The organism is Streptomyces sp. NPDC006487 (assembly GCF_042870555.1).
GTDB lineage: Bacteria > Actinomycetota > Actinomycetes > Streptomycetales > Streptomycetaceae > Streptomyces.
Genome location: NZ_JBIAHN010000025.1, coordinates 39,311 through 56,656, shown reverse-complemented (window position 1 = coordinate 56,656; position 17,346 = coordinate 39,311). Strand labels below are relative to the sequence as shown.

General features: G+C 72.0%; 17 protein-coding genes and 1 pseudogene. 7 read left to right on the top strand and 11 right to left on the bottom strand.

Annotated elements, in window-relative coordinates; genetic code table 11:
- Positions 1-180 (bottom strand): annotated as a pseudogene (locus ACFYM0_RS34705) (cupin); the annotation flags it as partial.
- 145 nt (positions 181-325) lie between these two features.
- On the opposite strand from ACFYM0_RS34705, the gene ACFYM0_RS34700 reads away from it, so the two are divergent.
- Entirely contained in the window at positions 326-802 is a 477-nt protein-coding gene (locus ACFYM0_RS34700; protein WP_388508725.1) for a MarR family winged helix-turn-helix transcriptional regulator, read from the top strand.
- Positions 803-869: 67 nt separating this feature from the next.
- Here ACFYM0_RS34700 and ccsB read toward each other — a convergent pair whose 3' ends face one another.
- The 7 genes from ccsB to hemL all read right to left on the bottom strand — a co-directional run bounded on the left by ccsB (position 870) and on the right by hemL (position 8,800).
- The gene (gene ccsB / locus ACFYM0_RS34695; RefSeq protein ID WP_388508808.1) at positions 870-1,961 is read right to left on the bottom strand and encodes a c-type cytochrome biogenesis protein CcsB; all 1,092 of its coding nucleotides are present in this window, start codon (positions 1,959-1,961) and stop codon (positions 870-872) included.
- On the bottom strand, positions 1,961-3,760 hold the full coding sequence (locus tag ACFYM0_RS34690; RefSeq protein ID WP_388508722.1) for a cytochrome c biogenesis protein ResB: 1,800 nt from the start codon (positions 3,758-3,760) through the stop codon (positions 1,961-1,963). Before ACFYM0_RS34690 ends, ccsB begins: the two co-directional genes overlap by 1 nt.
- Positions 3,761-3,773: 13 nt before the next feature.
- A complete protein-coding gene (locus ACFYM0_RS34685) occupies positions 3,774-4,577 on the bottom strand; it encodes a cytochrome c biogenesis CcdA family protein (protein ID WP_388508719.1) in 804 nt (267 codons plus the stop codon).
- 4 nt (positions 4,578-4,581) lie between these two features.
- Positions 4,582-5,217: a TlpA family protein disulfide reductase gene (locus ACFYM0_RS34680; protein WP_388508717.1), complete on the bottom strand. Its 636-nt coding sequence runs from the start codon at positions 5,215-5,217 to the stop codon at positions 4,582-4,584.
- 89 nt (positions 5,218-5,306) lie between these two features.
- On the bottom strand, positions 5,307-6,539 hold the full coding sequence (locus tag ACFYM0_RS34675; RefSeq protein ID WP_388508805.1) for a hypothetical protein: 1,233 nt from the start codon (positions 6,537-6,539) through the stop codon (positions 5,307-5,309).
- Positions 6,540-6,752: 213 nt separating this feature from the next.
- Complete coding sequence (locus ACFYM0_RS34670) at positions 6,753-7,481, bottom strand: histidine phosphatase family protein (RefSeq protein WP_388508713.1); 729 nt, start codon at positions 7,479-7,481, stop codon at positions 6,753-6,755.
- The gene (hemL, locus tag ACFYM0_RS34665; protein ID WP_388508710.1) at positions 7,478-8,800 is read right to left on the bottom strand and encodes a glutamate-1-semialdehyde 2,1-aminomutase; all 1,323 of its coding nucleotides are present in this window, start codon (positions 8,798-8,800) and stop codon (positions 7,478-7,480) included. The genes ACFYM0_RS34670 and hemL overlap by 4 nt, the downstream gene beginning before the upstream one ends.
- Positions 8,801-9,093: 293 nt before the next feature.
- Here hemL and ACFYM0_RS34660 point away from each other — a divergent pair, with 293 nt between their 5' ends.
- Positions 9,094-9,531 (top strand): hypothetical protein, encoded by a 438-nt coding sequence (locus tag ACFYM0_RS34660; RefSeq protein WP_243340142.1) that lies wholly within the window; start codon positions 9,094-9,096, stop codon positions 9,529-9,531.
- 150 nt (positions 9,532-9,681) lie between these two features.
- The gene (locus tag ACFYM0_RS34655; RefSeq protein WP_388508707.1) at positions 9,682-12,213 is read left to right on the top strand and encodes an FG-GAP-like repeat-containing protein; all 2,532 of its coding nucleotides are present in this window, start codon (positions 9,682-9,684) and stop codon (positions 12,211-12,213) included.
- An 83-nt stretch (positions 12,214-12,296) separates the two neighbouring features.
- Here the strand turns inward: ACFYM0_RS34655 and ACFYM0_RS34650 are convergent, their stop codons facing one another.
- Positions 12,297-13,193 (bottom strand): NADP-dependent oxidoreductase, encoded by an 897-nt coding sequence (locus ACFYM0_RS34650; protein ID WP_388508803.1) that lies wholly within the window; start codon positions 13,191-13,193, stop codon positions 12,297-12,299.
- A 150-nt stretch (positions 13,194-13,343) separates the two neighbouring features.
- Between ACFYM0_RS34650 and ACFYM0_RS34645 the strand changes: the two genes are divergently transcribed.
- Together ACFYM0_RS34645 and ACFYM0_RS34640 are read left to right on the top strand one after the other, a co-directional pair.
- Positions 13,344-13,769, top strand: coding sequence for a winged helix-turn-helix transcriptional regulator (locus ACFYM0_RS34645; protein WP_388508705.1), 426 nt, complete (start codon positions 13,344-13,346; stop codon positions 13,767-13,769).
- A 101-nt stretch (positions 13,770-13,870) separates the two neighbouring features.
- The gene (locus tag ACFYM0_RS34640) at positions 13,871-14,620 is read left to right on the top strand and encodes a Mut7-C RNAse domain-containing protein (protein ID WP_388508702.1); all 750 of its coding nucleotides are present in this window, start codon (positions 13,871-13,873) and stop codon (positions 14,618-14,620) included.
- Between the two features lie 166 nt (positions 14,621-14,786).
- On the opposite strand, the gene ACFYM0_RS34635 is transcribed toward ACFYM0_RS34640, so the two are convergent.
- Positions 14,787-15,314 carry a hypothetical protein gene (locus tag ACFYM0_RS34635; protein WP_388508699.1) on the bottom strand — a complete coding sequence of 176 codons (528 nt, stop codon included), beginning with the start codon at positions 15,312-15,314 and terminating at the stop codon, positions 14,787-14,789.
- A gap of 112 nt (positions 15,315-15,426) precedes the next feature.
- Between ACFYM0_RS34635 and ACFYM0_RS34630 the strand changes: the two genes are divergently transcribed.
- The gene (locus ACFYM0_RS34630; RefSeq protein WP_267820507.1) at positions 15,427-15,762 is read left to right on the top strand and encodes a YnfA family protein; all 336 of its coding nucleotides are present in this window, start codon (positions 15,427-15,429) and stop codon (positions 15,760-15,762) included.
- Positions 15,763-15,832: 70 nt separating this feature from the next.
- Entirely contained in the window at positions 15,833-16,594 is a 762-nt protein-coding gene (locus ACFYM0_RS34625) for an SDR family NAD(P)-dependent oxidoreductase (RefSeq protein WP_388508696.1), read from the top strand.
- A gap of 13 nt (positions 16,595-16,607) precedes the next feature.
- Here ACFYM0_RS34625 and ACFYM0_RS34620 read toward each other — a convergent pair whose 3' ends face one another.
- A complete protein-coding gene (locus ACFYM0_RS34620; RefSeq protein WP_388508693.1) occupies positions 16,608-17,330 on the bottom strand; it encodes a polysaccharide deacetylase family protein in 723 nt (240 codons plus the stop codon).
- Positions 17,331-17,346 lie beyond the last annotated feature (16 nt).

Genomic DNA, 17,346 nt, shown 5'->3' with positions numbered 1-17,346 from the left:
TTCACCCGCGGCGACCTTCTCGGTGCGGCCGCCGCAGGTGACGTCCAGGGCGCCGACGGTGACCGTCCAGACCTGCTCGCGGCTGACGGAGTGCTCGGGGCCGGTGATTCCGGCGGGGATGGCGGCGTGCCAGGTGCTCAGTTCGGCGCTGCCCCGGCTGGGGGAGGCGAAGCCGGTCATGGTGGCGTTCGGGGTGGTGGTGACGTGGTCGGGGGACGGGGTGATGACGCGCACGGCGGGTCCTTCGCTTTCTCCGACAGGGTGAGTCAAGCTGCTTTACTCACATGAGTAAAGCAGCTTGACTCACCTGTGTCACCATGTTTGCGTGACCACCCACGAGAACGCCGGACCCGACATCGAGCTGGCCTTCCTCCTCGGCCTCGGCTTCCAGCTCCTGCTCGGCGAGTTCACCCGCCGCCTCGAAGAGGCCGGGTACGCCGACGGCCTGCGCCCCCTGCACGGCATGGCCTTCCAGGCCCTGGGACCCTCCGGTGCCACCGCGACCGAGCTCGGCGAGCGGCTCGGAGTGACCAAGCAGGCCGCCGGCCAGCTCGTCGACGACCTGGAGCGGCGCGGCTACCTGCGCCGCATCCCGCACCCCGAGGGCGGCCGCCGCAAGCTGGTGGTCCTGACGGAGGCCGCGACCGCCCACCTGGGGGCCGCCGGCCGGGTCCTGCACGAGCTGGAGGCCGAACTCGGCCGTGACAGCGTCGATCTCGGCGCGCTGCGCACCGAGCTGGGCCGCCTGGTCCGCACCCTGAACGGGGACGGCCCCCTCCCGCCGCTGCGCCCCGCCTGGTGACGCGAACGCCGGAGGGGCCGGGCAGCCTTTCGGCTGCCCGGCCCCTCCTGTGTTCCGTCCGACGGGTTCAGACGCCCGCGTACGAGTGCTTTCCGCTCAGCAGGATGTTCACGCCGTAGTAGTTCCAGATCCAGCAGGCGAACGCGAAGAGCGCGAGGTACGCGGCCTTGCGGCCCTTCCAGCCGGCGGTGGCACGGGCGTGCAGGTAGCAGGCGTACGCCACCCAGGTCACGAAGGACCAGACCTCCTTGGGGTCCCAGCCCCAGTAGCGGCCCCACGCGTCGCCGGCCCAGATCGCGCCCGCGATGATCGTGAAGGTCCACAGCGGGAAGACGGCCGCGTTGATGCGGTACGAGAACTTGTCGAGCGAGGCCGCCGACGGGAAGCGCTCCCAGACCGAGGTGGCGAACTTGCCCGGCTTGCCGCCGCGCGCGAGCTTCGCCTCGTAGGAGTCGCGGAAGAGGTACATGACCGCGCCGGCCGCGCCGATGTAGAAGACGGCGCCGCAGATGATCGCGGTGGAGACGTGGATCAGCAGCCAGTACGACTTCAGCGCGGGGACCAGCTGGTCGCTGTCGGTGTAGAGCACCGTGGTGGCGATGCCCAGGTCGAGCAGGACCGTGGTGACCAGGAACAGTCCGAGCCAGCGGACGTTCTTCTTCAGCGCCAGGAGCAGCAGGTACGCGCCGACGGCCACCGTGGAGAAGGTGATCGAGAACTCGTACATGTTGCCCCAGGGGGCGCGCTCCACCGACATGGCGCGGGCGCCGACCCCGCCCGCCGCGAGCAGGAAGCCGAGGGTGGTCAGCGAGATCGCGATGCGCCCGTACAGGTCGCCCTGGACGGTGCCGCCGGCCGCGCCGGGGCCGTCCGGGACGTCACGGGTGCCGGCGGCGCTGCGCGTGACCACCTTGGGCTTGTCGAGGACGGCGGTACCGGCCTTGCCCCGCACCTGGACGGCGGGCGCGGCGGCCCCGGCCGCGGGGGCGTCCCCGGACCGGGTGAGCGCGGCGGCCGTACGGGCCACCTTGCTGCGGCTGCCGAAGATCCACTCGGCGATGTGGGCGAAGAAGGCGAGGGTGTAGACCGCCATGGACGCGTAGATCAGGTTGTTGCTGAGGTGAGCCAGACTCTCGTTGGCTGCGGCCGCGAGCTGCATCACGCGCGCTCCCCTTCGACTTCTTCGGCTTCTTCGGCAGGTACGGCAGGTTCGGATTCTGGTGCGGTATCGGCGGCGGCCGACGGGGGCGCCGCCGTGGGCGCCTGTTCGTGGAGCGCGCCGGCCAGGGCCGCCAGCTCCTCGGGGAGCTTGGCGGACTCGCTGCGGCCGAGGCCGGCCATCTCGACGACGGTCACGCCGTCCTTGCCGCGGAACGCACGCACCCAGATCCGGCGGCGCTGGATGAAGAGGGAGCCCGCGAGTCCGGCGATGGCGGCGACGGCGCCCGCGAGGGCGAGGCCGCTGCCGGGCTGGTGGGTGATCGAGAAGGTCGCCCAGCGCTCGATGCCCTCGAACTTCACGGTGCCCTGCCCGCCGGGCAGTTCCATGGTCTCCCCGGGCAGCATCCGCTTCGCGAGCGGCTGACCGTCCTCGGACTTGAACTGCTCCATCTTGGAGGTGTCCAGCTGGTACACGTTCTGCGGCAGGCCCGAGTCCACCCCGAGGCTGCCGTGCCACGCGTTCAACGCGAGCGCCGGGAAGTCCAGCTCCGGGAACTGCGAGAACATCGTGCCCTGGCCGGCGCCCGCGAAGGTCGGCACGAACATCGCGGCGAAACCGAGCTGTGTCGGCTTGCCGTCCTTGTCCTTGTAGCCGTCGGTGACCTTGACCGCGCCCGTGGAGGTCAGGTTGCCGTCCTGCGGCAGCATCGGCACGGCGTCCTTGTAGACCGTCTTGCCGGTGGAGTCGGTCACCGAGATGACCGGCGCGTAGCCGTGGCCGAGCAGGTAGACCTTGGAGCCGTCCACCTCCAGCGGCTTGTTGACCTGGATCTCGCGCTTCTCCGGCTTGCCGTGCGCGCCGTCGCTGAAGGTGACGTACGCCTTGAAGTCGCGCGGGGTGCCCTTCTGCGGGCCCGTGCGCTCGAAGGTGGCGTCGAACTTGTCCAGGGTGAAGGAGAAGGGCGGCAGGTCGTCGGGGTCGAAGAGGCCGCCGGCCTTGAAGTCGTCGTACTGGGTGAGCGTGTTCGAGAAGCCCTGCCCGCGCAGGACCAGCTTGCCGCCCTCGGACTTGAAGTACTGGCCCCAGGCGAAGGCGATCAGCATGACGATCAGCGCCACGTGGAAGATCAGGTTTCCGGCCTCGCGCAGGTAGCCCTTCTCGGCCGCGACCGATCCCGCGCCGGTCTCCGTCCGGAAACGGCGGCGGCCGAGCAGACCGTGCGCGGTGGCGAGCACCTCGTCCGGGGAGCCGTCCGTGCGCCACGTCGTGTACGCGGGCATCCGGTTCAGCCGCTTGGGCGCGGCCGGCGGCCGGCCGGTGAGCTGTCCGACGAACTGCCAGGAACGCGGCAGGATGCAGCCGATCAGCGAGATGAACAGCAGCAGGTAGATCGCGGAGAACCACACCGAGCTGTAGACGTCGAAGAGCTGGAGCTTCTCGGCGACTCCCACCCAGGAGGCGTGCTCCTTCTTCCAGGCGGCGACCTTCATCAGGTCGACCTGGTTCTGCGGGACCAGCGAGCCGGGGATGGACGCCAGCGACAGCATGAAGAGCAGGATCAGCGCCACCCGCATGGAGGTGAGCTGCCGCCAGAACCAGCGGGCCCAGCCGAGCACCCCGATGCCCACGGGGCCGCCGGGGGCGTCCTCCAGAGGGGCGGTGGACAGCTGCGCGCCGGCCGCGGCCTCGGCGGAGGCTTCCGCGGAGGATTCGGCCGAGACGTCGGCGGAAGCGGAATCCTCGGACTCCGGGGCATCGTGCGGCGCCTCGGTGGACGCCTTGTCGGTCGTACTCATGTCCGTGTAGTCCTCAGATCCCCACCGTGAAGCCGCTGGTCCAGCTCTGCATGTCGCTGACGATGCTGCTCCACAAACCTGTGACGAGCAGCAGGCCGGTCAGGATCAGCATGCCGCCGCCGATGCGCATCACCCACGCATAGTGCTTCTTCACCCAGCCGAAAGCGCCGAGCGCCTTGCGGAAGGCGAGGGCCGTGGCGATGAACGGCAGCCCCAGTCCCAGACAGAAGACCACGGTCAGCAGCGCGCCGCGGCCCGCCGTCGCCTGCTCGATGGAGAGGGTGCCGACGGCCGCGAGGGTCGGGCCCATGCAGGGGGTCCAGCCGAGGCCGAAGAGCACGCCGAGCACGGGCGCGCCGATCAGGCCCACCGCCGGCTTCTTGTGGAAGCGGAACTCCCGCATCGTCAGACCGGGGATCGCGCCCATGAAGAACAGGCCGAGCAGGATCACCAGCCCGCCGAGCACCTGGGAGATGACGTCCTTGTTGGCGTCCAGGGTCCGCCCGAAGTAGCCGAACAGTGCGCCGGTCGAGGTGAACACGGCCGTGAAGCCGAGGACGAACAGGGTCGCGCCGCCCAGCATCCGGCCGCGCCGGGCCTCGGCGAGGTCGGCTCCGCCGACGCCGGTCACGTAGGAGAGGTAACCGGGGACCAGCGGCAGCACGCAGGGCGAGAAGAAGGAGATCAGCCCGGCGAGCAGCGAGATCGGCAGGGCCAGGAGCAGGCCGCCGTTGAGGACGGTCGTGTTCACGCCGGTCGATTCGGCGGCGAGCACGGTCCCGGAGAGCGCGGAGAGCGCGGAGAGCTCGGTGACCACGAGGTCACTTCTCCGCGAGCAGCGGCTTGATCATCGCGCGCAGCTGCTGCTCGTTGACCGCTGCCAGGGTGCGGGCGGCGATCTTGCCCTCCTTGTCGAGGACGATCGTGGAGGGGATGGCCGCCGGGTTGAGCGATCCCTTGGGGAAGCGCAGGACCAGCTTGCCGTCCGGGTCGTAGAGGCTCGGGTAGGTGATCCCGTAGGTCTCTTCGAAGGAGGTGGCGTTCTGCTTGCTGGTGTCCCGGGTGTTGATGCCGACGAAGGCGACGTCCTCGCCCGCGTCCGCCATCTCCTTGGAGACCTTGGCGAAGTACTTGGCCTCGGCGCGGCACGGCGGGCACCAGGAGCCCCAGACGTTGAGGACGACGACCTTGCCCTTGAGGGTGGTCGTGTCCAGGGTTGCGCCGTCGACGGTTCCGCCGTCGAGCTTGGGGGCGTCGATGCGCTTGCCCCGGGCGACGGTGGAGACACCGCTGGAGCCCGTCACGTAGTTGCCTCCGGCGGAGCCGGAGGATTTGCTGCCGCCGTCCGCATCGCCGCACGCCGTGAGGGTGAGTGCGCCGGCGAGGGTCACCGCGGTCAGCAGGATGGCGCGGCCGCTGGTCGAGCGGCTGCGGCGGGGGGCGCGGCTAAGGCTCATGTGAAAAGTTTCGCATGTGCGGTTTGCGGATCTTCCGCGCCCCCCGGGGGGTCTGTTAAGCCGCTGGTCAGGTGCTGACCCGGGCCGGGTCAGACCGCCGCGAGATACGTGCCCCAGCCACCGGTCGGCGACTGACCGGGTCCCAGGGTGCGCAGCTTGGCCAGAACCTTGGGGTCCTGGACGTCCAGCCAGTCGGCGAACTGCCGGAAGGATACGAGACGTACGTCCTTTTTGTCCGCCATGCCCTTGAGGGATTCCTCGACGGCGTCCATGTAGATGCCGCCGTTCCATTCCTCGAAGTGGTTGCCGATGAACAGCGGAGCGCGGTTGGTCTCGTAGGCCCGCTTGAAGCCGCCGAGGTAGGCGGCGGTGGCCTGGGTGCGCCAGGCCGGGTAGTTGGACGGGACGCCCTTGGTGGTGCTCTTGGACTGGTTCGCGAGGATGTTGTAGTCCATCGACAGCACCTCGAAGGAGTGCCCGGGGAACGGGAGCGACTGCAGCGGCAGGTCCCACAGGCCCCCGCGCTTGACCGGCCACTGCTGGAGGCCGCCGGGCGAGCTGGAGTCGTAGCGCCAGCCCAGCTTCTGCGCGGTCGGCAGCAGGTTGTCCTGGCCGAGCAGGCAGGGGGTGCGGGCGCCGACCAGTTCCTTGCGGTAGTCGAAGGGCAGCGGTTCGAGGTCGGTCCAGCCGGTGTTGGTGCGCCAGTTGGTGACGAAGGACACGGCCTGGTCGATCTCGCTCCGCCAGTCCTCGGGGGTCCACTTGCCGACCGAGCCGGAGCCGCCGCAGAAGTGCCCGTTGAAGTGGGTGCCTATCTCGTGGCCGTCGAGCCAGGCCTCGCGCACGTACTTGAGGGTGTTGCGGACGTTCTCGTCCTTGAGGTAGCCGATGTCGGAGGCGCCGACGGGGTTGTTCGGGGGCTTGTAGAGGCTCTTCTTCGACTCGGGGAGCAGGTAGATGCCCGAGAGGAAGAAGGTCATCGCCGCGCCGTGGTCCTTGGCGAGCTTGAGGAACCGGGGGAAGAGGCCGTTGCCGATCTCGCCCGCGCCGTCCCAGCTGAACACCACGAACTGCGGCGGGGTCTCGCCCGGCCGGAGGGGTACGGGGGCGGCCGGCTGGTGCGGCTGCGGCCCGGTGTCGGCGGTGGATCCGTCGCCGATGGGCTTGACCACCGGGCCGGAGGGCGGGGCCGCGCCCGTCGGGTTGGCCGGGCCCGGATTGCCCGTACCGGACGGACCGCCGACGCTGCAGCCGGCGATGCCGGCCGCCGCGGCGGCTCCAAGTCCGAGTCCGAGCACTCCCCTTCGGCTGAAGCCGCGCATATCGCTCATGAAATGTCATACAAGCGGACATTTCAGCGAAGTCGAGAGAGGACACGGCCTCGTCCAGCAACTTGTATGAAATTAGGCAGAGTCTTGACCAAACGGGCACGGTCCGAGGGGTTGCGCCCTGCCCGCACGGCGCCGGACACACGGCACCGGGCCCGGCCCCGAGGGGCCGGGCCCGGTCGTCCGTACCGCCGACGCGGCCGGGGCTTACGCCCCGAACGCCTTGGACTTGCCCTTCACCGGCTTCGCCCCCGCGAGGAGGTGCGCCGGGACCAGGTCCCGGGCCGGCTCGCTGTAGCCCACCGACACCAGCCTGTCGCCCTGGTACGTGAACGAGGTCAGCGAGGCCAGCGTGCACTGGCGGCGGCGCGGGTCGTGCCACAGCCGCCGCTTCTCCGCGAAGCTCCGTACGATCCAGATCGGGAGCTGGTGGCTGACCGCCACCGCCTCGTGGCCGCGGGCCGCGTCACGGGCGGACTCGATCGCGCTCATCATCCGCACGACCTGCTCGACGTACGGCTCGCCCCAGGACGGCTTGAACGGGTTCGTCAGATGCTTCCAGTTCTCGGGCCTGCGCAGCGCGCCGTCCCCGACCCCGAAGGTCTTGCCCTCGAAGACGTTGCCCGCCTCGAGGAGGCGTCCGTCGGTCGCGAGGTCCAGCCCGTGCGACTTGGCGATCGGCGCGGCCGTCTCCTGGGCCCGCTCCAGCGGGGAGGCCACGACGTACGTCACGTCCCGGTTCTCCAGGTGCTCCGCGACCCGGTCCGCCATCTTGCGGCCCAGCTCGGAGAGGTGGTAGCCGGCGCGGCGGCCGTAGAGGACCCCGTCCGGGTTGTGCACCTCGCCGTGGCGGACCACGTGAACGACGGTGATCTCGTTGCCCTCGGCGGGGACGCCGCCTCCGGCACCCGTTGCGGCACTCGTTCCGGCGCTCATGCGGTGGCCTCCGCGGCGGCCCGGGCGGCGGCCGGCAGGGCGGCCGCGATGCGCTCGATCGCCTTGTCGTCGTGGGCGGTGGACACGAACCACGACTCGAACGCCGACGGCGGCAGGTAGACGCCCTGCGCCAGCATCGAGTGGAAGAAGCCGTTGAAGCGGAAGGCTTCCTGCTTCTTCGCGTCGTCGTAGTTGCGGACCTCGTCCTCGGTGAAGAACACCGAGAACATGTTGGAGGCCGTCTGCAGCCGGTGCGCGACGCCCTCCTTGGTGAGCGCCTCGGTGACCAGCCCCTGGATCTGGAGCGACACCGCGTCGACCTTCTCGTACGCCGCCCCGTCCAGCAGCCGCAGCTGCGCCAGACCGGCGGCCGTCGCGATCGGGTTGCCGGACAGCGTGCCCGCCTGGTAGACGGGACCCGCCGGCGCCAGGTGGCCCATGACGTCCGCACGGCCGCCGAACGCCGCGGCCGGGAAGCCGCCGCCCATGACCTTGCCGAAGGTCATCAGGTCGGGCTTGACCCCGTCGACGCCGTACCAGCCGGCGCGCGAGGTGCGGAAACCCGTCATGACCTCGTCGGAGATGTACAGGGCGCCGTTCGCCCGGCACAGGTCGGCGAGCCCCTGGTTGAAGCCCTCCCCCGGGGTCACGACGCCCATGTTGCCGGGCGCGGCCTCGGTGATCACACAGGCGATCTCGCCCGGGTGCGCGGCGAAGGCCGCCCGGACCGATTCCAGATCGTTGTAGGGGAGCACGATCGTGTCCCCGGCCTGCGCGCCCGTCACCCCGGGGGTGTCCGGCAGCGCGAAGGTCGCGAGCCCGGATCCGGCCGCGGCCAGCAGCGAGTCCACGTGCCCGTGGTAGCAGCCGGCGAACTTCACGATCTTGGCGCGGCCGGTGAACCCGCGGGCGAGACGGATCGCGGACATGGTCGCCTCGGTCCCGGAGGACACCAGGCGGACCTGCTCCACGGGCTCGATCCGCGCGACGATCTCCTCGGCGAGCGCGACCTCCCCCTCACCGGGGGTGCCGAAGGAGGTGCCGCGGACGACGGCGGCCTGGATGGCCTCCACCACGGCCGGGTGGGCGTGGCCGAGGATCATCGGCCCCCACGAGCAGACGAGGTCGACGTACTCGCGCCCGTCGGCATCGGTCAGGTACGGACCGGTACCGGACACCATGAACCTGGGCGTTCCGCCCACGGCGCGGAAGGCGCGCACGGGAGAGTTCACGCCGCCAGGCGTCACGAGGGACGCGCGGTCAAAGAGAGTCTGCGAGACTTTGGCTTCATACGGGTACGGGTAGCTCACACCAGCCATGGTCTCATCAGGCCGCGACTGACTTGCGGACGGGCGTTTCACCGCGCCGCCCCGGGGGAGGTCACTGCCATGATGATCAGGCTGCGTGGCGGGGGTCACGGGGCCGGGGCAGGCAAGACACGTCGGGTGGAGATATGCAACGCGGTGGTGGACCGGGCGAGGGCACGGACGGCCTGGACCCGCAGCGCGCCCGGGAACGTCGCCGCGGCAAGCACCGCCGTCGCGCCACGGACGCGGCAGAACACGTACCGGGCCCCACGCAGGACCCCGACGGCCTCCCCAGGGGCCGCGGCATGGGCGTGACGTACAAGTACTTCGGCGCCCCCGACGGGGCCACGGCCGCGCGCGTCCCGGTGACGATGCGGCCGGAGGAGCTCGGCGGCGACGAGCTCGGCATGGGCGGCATGTTCAGCAAGATCAAGCCGGAAACCGTCGCCGCGATGGTCCTGACCGGCATCGAGGGCATACCCCTGCACAAGGTGCCCCCGCTGGAACTGGTCGTCCTCCACCCCGACTACGCCGTCGTGAAACTCCCGATGACCGTCGTCGACCCGCTGCGCGGCATCGGCGAGGAATCCGTCGGCGCCGCCGCCTTCATCTGGTCCACGGTCCCCGACCGCGGCGGCCCCCGCGACGCCTTCAACGTCTACCAGCTGCTCCACGAATGGCAGGACTTCTCCCACCGCCTCCACGAGGCGGGGCACCAGCCGTACTGCCTCGTGTGGCCCTGATCCGGCCATTCACCCACTGCGGGCGGCCCGGTGGGCGGCCCTCGGCGAGGGCTTCCCGCCCGCGGCGCAGGTAATCGCCCGGGCCCGTACAACCCGGCGGGATCTTCGGGTGTCTCCCTTGCGAGCAACCGTCTTTCGCCTGGGGGATCCGTGCACCTGCCTGCTTCCGTCCGTTCCGCGCCCGGCCTGCGCCGCCGGGGCCTGTCCGCGCTGGCCGTCGCCGCCGTCGTGGCCGGCACCGTCCCGGCGCTGACCGGCACCGCCCACGCGGCGGACCTGCCGCCGTGGACCGGCTGGTCGAGCATTTCCAAACTGGGTTCCGAGTCGTACACGCAGGGACTCGTCCAGCGGGACGACAACTCCGCGGTGGTGCTCTACTACCAGTACGTCCTCGTCTCCGGAGCGCGGCGGCCCGTGCTCCATGCAGCCGTGCGCCCGGCCGGCCGCGACACCTGGGAGACCCCGAAGCAGCTGTCCTCGGCGGCCGAGGAGCGGGGACAGGCCACCCTCACCCTCGTGGGCGGTGACGTGGTCGCCACGTGGACCGAGTACCCGGACCACAGGGAGCCCGGAGACTGGGGCAAGGTGCCGACCCGGCTCGTCACCTCCACCCTGAAGAACGGCGCGTGGTCGGCGCCCACCATCCTCGTCGACCGGGACCGGGGGCACCTCCTGACGGAACCCGACCTGGCCGCCGGCGCCGACGGCACCCTCGCCCTCACCTGGCAGCAGCGCAAGGCGAACGGCACGGTGTGGTCCGTCTGGGCGGCCACCCGCACCCCCGACGGCACGTGGTCCGCCGCGGCCCAGGTGAGCAACGCCGCCGCGGACGGCGACACCGGGGCAGAACAGCCCGAGGCCACCGTCGACTCCGACGGCACGCCCGTGGTCGCCTTCCGCCAGCTGACGGAAACCGGCGGCTCCAGCATCCGTACGTCCACCCGCCCGGCCGGCGCGGCCGGCTGGACGGCGCCCGCTCCGATCGCGGACTCCGCCACCGTTCTGGGAGCACCGCGGCTGGCCGGCGGCGCCGGCCGCCCCGTGGCCCTGGCGTGGACCGAGGACCTCAAGGCCGAAAACGACAGGCTGCTCCACACTGCCGTCCTGCCCGACACGAAGGCCGACTGGCGACGGGCGCCGGACCTCAGGGTCGGCCCGTACCCGTGGGCCCTGCCCTCCGAGCCCCTGGTCGAGCCCGACGGCGACGTGACCCTGATCTGGTCCGCGCCGCAGGGGGACGACCCCGACGTCGCCGTGGCATCCGCCACGCTGACCCACGCGGACGGAAAGTGGTCCCGCGTCACCACCCTCTCGTCCTCGCCGAATTGGGCGACCTTCCAGGACGCCTCGGTGGGCAAGGACGGCACCATCAGGGCCCTGTGGAAAATCTCCGAGGAGCTGCACCAGGCACACTTCAAGGACGGCGTGTGGTCGGCCGGCACCCTGCTGTGGGGCTCGCAGGGCGCCGACGACGTGGAGGGCCGGATCGCCGCAGGGCCGGACGGCCAGGCGACCGCCACCTGGGACATGGGCGGCGAGAGCGAGATCACCGCTCTCCGCAGCGCCCGCACCACGAACGCACCCCTGACGGTCCGTAGCGCCTACGTCCCGTCGCAGAACGACCGCAACTACGGCGACTGGCGCGCGTCGTGGCAGCTCAGCCGGCCCGTCTACTCCTACACCGTGACCCTCACCGGGGCCGACGGGACCTTCCGGCGCACCATCAAGGGCGGCACGACGCCGAACCCCTCGGTGGCCTGGGACGGCTACGGGGACGACGGGACCACCCTCACCCCCAGCGGCCCCCTGAAGTGGACCCTCAAGGCCACATCGATGGCCGGGGACACCAGCGAGCAGACCCTGGCCACGGGCACGGTCACCGTCTACAACGGCGCCTCCGCCCTCCGCGACATGGGCAGCGCCTCCGGCAAGCCCGACGGCACCGGCGACGCGCTCGTCATGACCACCGACGGCGGTATCCGCTCGATCTTCGGGAACCGCGCCACCGGCGCCTTCAAGGGCACCGCCACCGGCTACGGCTGGCCCGCCGGCACGCTGCCCATCCCGGTCAAGGGCCCGGACCTCAGCCTCTGCAACGACCTGCTGGTCCGCAACTCCAAGGGCGAGCTCCGCCGTTACACCGCCAACTGCGGCAGTACCTTCACGCCCAAGACCCCGAAGACGCTCATCGGCGGCGGCTGGAACCAGTACGACGTGCTGACCTCCCCCGGCGATGTCGCCGGTGGCGGCCCGGCCGAACTCGTCGCCCGCAACGCCTCGACCGGTGCCCTGTACCGGTACGCCCGCGCCAAGGACGGCACCTTCGCCCCGCGCGTGCAGATCCCCGGCTCGTACAAGGGCTACAAGAAGATCCTCGGCGCCGGCGACCTCAACGGCGACCGGTTCGGCGACCTGATCCTCCAGGACAAGTCCAACCGGCTGTGGCGCATGAACGGCAGCAGCAAGGGCACCTTCAGCGCGCCCGTGAAGCTCTCCGACAGCTGGGGTTCGACCTACAACTCCGTGGTCGCCGCAGGCGACCTGAACGGCGACGGCCGCGCCGACCTGCTGGCCCGGGACACCTCCGGCGCCATCTGGCGGATCCCCGGCACCGGCAAGGGCACCTTCGGCAGCCGCGTGAAGGTCGCCACCGGCTGGCAGATCTACAAGGGCCTGTACTAAGAGGTCCGTACTCCCGGCGGGTCCCGGCCCCGGCGCTGCCCAGTGCGGCGCCGGGCCCGGTCCCCGGCCGCAGGGGCGCGGCCTCAGGCCGTCAGGACGATGCGGCCGCGCGTGCCCGGGTCCGCGAGGTGGGCGTGCGCCTTGGGGGCCTCCGCCAGGGGGAAGGTGCGCGCCACCCTGAGCGTCAGGTCGCCCGTGTCGACCAGCTTCACCAGGCGGGCCAGGTGCGCGCCGTCCGCCGCCACCTCCTGCTCCACCACGCGGACGCCCCGCTCCGCCGCCGGGGCCGCGTGGGGAATCAGGCCGACGTAGGCGCCGCCGTCGCGGACGAAGGCCAGGGCCGGGCCGCCGAGGACCGCCGTGTCCACGACACCGTCCACCGCGGCGGCCGGAGCCGAGCCGCGCGGGACGAAGTGGGCCGCGCCCAGGGACCGTACGAGTGCCTCGTCATCGGGTCCCGCCAGGGCCGTCACCACGTAGCCGGCCCGCGCCGCCAGCTGGACCGCGAGGCCGCCGACCGCCCCCGCCGCGCCGGTGACCAGGACCGCGGCCCCGGCCGGGAGTTCCAGCAGGTCCACCGCACGGGCCGCGGTCAGGCCGCTCAGCGGCAGCGCCGCAGCCGTCACCGTGTCGACCGTGACCGGGGCCGGAGCGAGCGCCGACGCGTCGAGCACCGCGTACTCCGCGTGCGTACCGAGCGGCTTGACCGGCCCGTAGTGCAGGCCGACCACCCGGTCGGACACCGCCCAGCCGGCCACGTCCGCGCCGAGCTCGTCGATCTCGCCCGCCACGTCCCAGCCGAAGCCGAGCCGCTGCCCCTCGCCGCCGAAGACCCCGGCCCGTACCGCGCCGTCGACCGGGTTCAGGCCGGCCGCCCGGACCCGTACGCGGACCTGCCCGGCGCCCGGCTGCGGGACCGCCACCCGTACGACCTCGATCCGCTCGGGGCCGCCGAAGCCCTCGGTCACTGCCGCCAGCATCGTCGTGCTCATCGCCATCGCCTCTTCCGCAGGTTCGCTCACTCGTTCGTTCTTTCCGGCGTTTCCGGTGAGAACTAACCTAGGGAGAGTTACTCTCGAATCGTAAGTACGTACCCCGGAGTGCGTACCCGACCCGGAAGTGGGGCACCCATGGCCACCCGTACCGCCGAGGCCCGCCGAGAAGAGGCCCGTGAGGCCTACGACGCCTTCCTCAAGGAGTGCCCCACCAGTCAGCTCCTGGCCCGCATCAGCGACAAGTGGGTCGGCCTCATCGTCAGCGCGCTCGCCCAGGCCGAGGACCGCACCATGCGCTACAGCGAGCTCGGCCGCAGGATCCCCGGGGTCAGCCAGAAGATGCTGACCCAGACCCTGCGCTCCCTGGAGCGCGACGGCCTCGTCGCCCGCACCGTCACCCCCACCGTCCCGGTCCGCGTCGACTACCGGCTCACCGACCTCGGCGGCAACCTCGGCCGCCTGCTCAGCTCCGTGAAGGAGTGGGCCGAGAACCACTTCGACGAGGTCAACGCCCATCGCGAGCTGCACGACGCCGCCACCGCGGCGGCGATGGACGCCTAGCCGGGCCCCGGGCCCGGTCGCGGCACCCGGCCCTGCGGACCTGCGTGCGCGGCCCCGTAAATCGCCCGCGGACCAGCGCCCGGCGATGGCATGCTGACCTCGTGAACGGACCCGGCATTCAGCTCACCCTCGCCCCCGAACTGCACGTGTTCGCCGCGCCCGCGCGCCGCGGCGCCCGCGTGCCGACCACCACCGACGGCGTCTCCAGCCTCGGCCACGTCGTCGAATCGGCCGGTGTCCCCCTCACCGAAGTCGGCCGGATCCTCGTCGACGGAGCCGAGACGCCCCTCGCCCACGTGCCCCGGGCCGGCGAATCCGTGGAGGTCTTCGGCGTCGACCGCCCCCAGCACCTCCCCGGCGTCCCCGGAACCACGCCGCTGCGCTTCCTCCTCGACGTCCACCTCGGCACCCTCGCCCGCCGCCTGCGACTGCTGGGCGTCGACGCGGCGTACGAGAACGAGGACATCGGCGACCCCGCCCTGGCCACCCGCTCCGCCGCCGAGCAGCGCGTCCTGCTCTCCCGCGACCGCGGACTGCTGCGCCGCCGCGAGCTGTTCGCCGGCGCGTACGTCTACAGCGACAACCCCGACGAGCAGGTCCGCGACATCCTGGGCCGGTTCGCCCCGGCCCTCGCGCCCTGGACCCGCTGCACCGCGTGCAACGGCACCCTGCGCGAGGCCGACAAGGACAGCGTCGGCGACCGGCTGGAGAGCGGCACGCAGCGCTCGTACGAGGTCTTCGCCCAGTGCGCCGACTGCGAGCGCGTCTACTGGCGCGGCGCCCACCACGCCCGGCTGGAGCGCATCGTCGACGAGGCCGTGGCCGAGTTCGGCGGCGTCGGCACCCCGTAGCCGCGCGCACTCGTGCCCGCGCGGCAGGACCCGTACGCGGCAGGACCCGTACGCCGCAGGACCCGTACGCCGCAGGACCCGTACGCGTAAGAACACGTACGGGTCAGAACGCAGACGGGTCAGAACACACACCGGTCGGACCGCGTCCGGTCGGGACACGTCCCGGTCAGAACGCGTACGTGTCCCCCGTGTCCAGGGCCAGCACCACGTGCTCGTTGTTGGCGTGGTTCCGGTCGGTCGCGCCGCCGTTCCACCAGGTGTCGACCCGCACCACCACCTCCGCGGCCGGCTCCTTCAGCCGCAGCGCCAGCCCGATGTGCCGCCCCCGCCCGTGCAGCGGCAGCTCCCCCGTCTCGCACACCACCTCGCTCAGCCCGGCCCGCGCGCAGCCCTCCGCCAGCTCCTGGCGGTCCGCGAGGTCGGCCGACAGGCGCAGCCGTACGGTCGCGTTCGCCAGGGCGGACGGACCCTCGTTCTCCGGGACCAGCAGGATCCGCAGCCGGCCCCCGGTCAGGGCGACCCGCCCGTGATAGGCGACGTCCGCCTCGGCCTCGGGCCCGACTCCTGCCCGGGCCCCGGCCCCGGCCCCGGCGAGGGCGTTCCCCACACCGCTCCCCAGCCCGCCGAGCAGCACCAGCAGCCCGGCCATCACCACACTCCGTACGGCACCTCGGCGCACCGCGACCACCTCCACGCGCGGACGCTAGCCCTCCCGCCCGTCCGATGGTCGGACCATCACACGAACGAGGGCGAGCCCACCTCCCCGTTCGCTCATTCGCCCCTCGGCTCCGCATAGGGTTCCGGCCATGCTCATCGCCCGTTCCGCCGCCCTCTTCGCCCTCGCCGCACTCCTGGAGATCGGCGGTGCCTGGCTCGTCTGGCAAGGCGTCCGCGAGCACAAGGGCTGGGCCTGGATCGGCGTCGGAGTCATCGCGCTGGGCCTCTACGGGTTCGTCGCCACCCTCCAGCCCGCAGGCGACTTCGCCCGCGTCCTCGCCGCCTACGGCGGGGTCTTCGTCGCCGGATCCCTGCTCTGGGGCGTGGTCGCCGACGGGTACCGGCCCGACCGGTGGGACATCGCGGGCGCCCTCGTCTGCCTCGCCGGCATGGCCGTGATCATGTACGCCCCGCGCGGCCGGTGACCTGCACGGCGACCGGCCTATGCTGGCCAGTACCCACCCGTACGAACACACGAACGCACGAGGAGCCCGCATGAGCACGGCCACCCGAACCGCCGTAGTCACCGGCGCGAGCAGCGGCATCGGCGCGGCCACCGCCCGGCAGCTCGCCGCGGCCGGCTACCACGTCGTCCTCACCGCCCGCCGCAAGGACCGCATCGAGGCCCTCGCCGCCGAGATCACGGCCGCCGGCCACGAGGCGACCGCCCACGCCCTCGACGTCACCGACCGCGCCGCCGTCGACGCCCTCGCCGCCTCGCTCCAGCGCTGCGACGTGCTCGTCAACAACGCCGGCGGCGCCCTCGGAGCCGACCCCGTGGCCACCGGCGACCCCGCCGACTGGCGCACGATGTACGAGGTCAACGTCATCGGCACGCTCAACGTCACCCAGGCCCTGCTGCCGGCCCTGACCGCCTCGGGCGACGGCACGGTGGTCGTCCTCTCCTCCACCGCCGGCCACGCCACCTACGAGGGCGGCGCCGGATACGTGGCCGCCAAGAACGGCGCCCGCGTCCTCGCCGAGACCCTCCGCCTGGAGATCGTCGGCCAGCCCGTCCGCGTCATCGAGGTCGCGCCGGGCATGGTCAAGACCGAGGAGTTCGCGAAGACCCGCTTCGGGGGCGACGCCGAGCGGGCGGAGAAGGTCTACGCCGGCGTGGCCGAGCCCCTCTCCGCCGACGACGTGGCCGACACCATCACCTGGGCGGTGACCCGCCCCAGCCACGTCAACATCGACCTCCTGGTGGTCCGCCCCCGCGCCCAGGCCTCGAACACGAAGCTCCACCGCGAGCTGTAACCCGTAGAGCGGGCTACGGCACCAGCCCGGCGCTCTTCAGGTGCGGCATCAAGGCCGCCGGCTTCAGCCCGGCGGCCTTCGCCGCGTCCAGGGCCCGCTTCAGGTCCGCGCCGAGCGTCGGCGTGAAGTGCAGCAGCACGATGTCGCCGGCCTTCAGCTGCGGCGTGGCCGGCGTCTCGCTCCACGTCGTGAAGTCGTGCGTCCACGTGATCAGCGCCTTGACCCCGCACGCCTTCGCGGCGAGCCGGACGTCGTCGTCGACGGCCCCGTACGGCGGCCGCAGCAGCTTCGGCTCCCGCCCGAACGCCGCGGCGGCCTGCTCCCCGGCCCCGCACACCTCGGCGTCCTTGCCGGAGGCGTCGAGCGACGTCAGATCAGGGTGATTGACGGTGTGGTTCTCCACGTTCACCGACCGCCCCTGCGCGACGAGTCCGGTGAAGTACTGGGCGTCGTACGAGTACGCCCCCGGCAGCAGGAACAGCGACGCGGGCACCCGCTGGTCGACGAGCGTCCGGGCAACGGCCGGATCGTGCGACCACCCGTCGTCGATGGTGATGAACACGACCTTCTCCGCGGTCGGCACGTGCGACACCACGGGCGGCAGCCCCACCGCCCGCGAGGCCGCGGCGGCGGCCGGAGCTGCGGACTCGGCCCCGACGGCGTCGGCTGCCTGAGCGGCACCAACGGTGAGCGACAACGACGCGAGCGCGGCAAGAACCGCACGGGATCTCCACATGCGGGACACCTTGGTC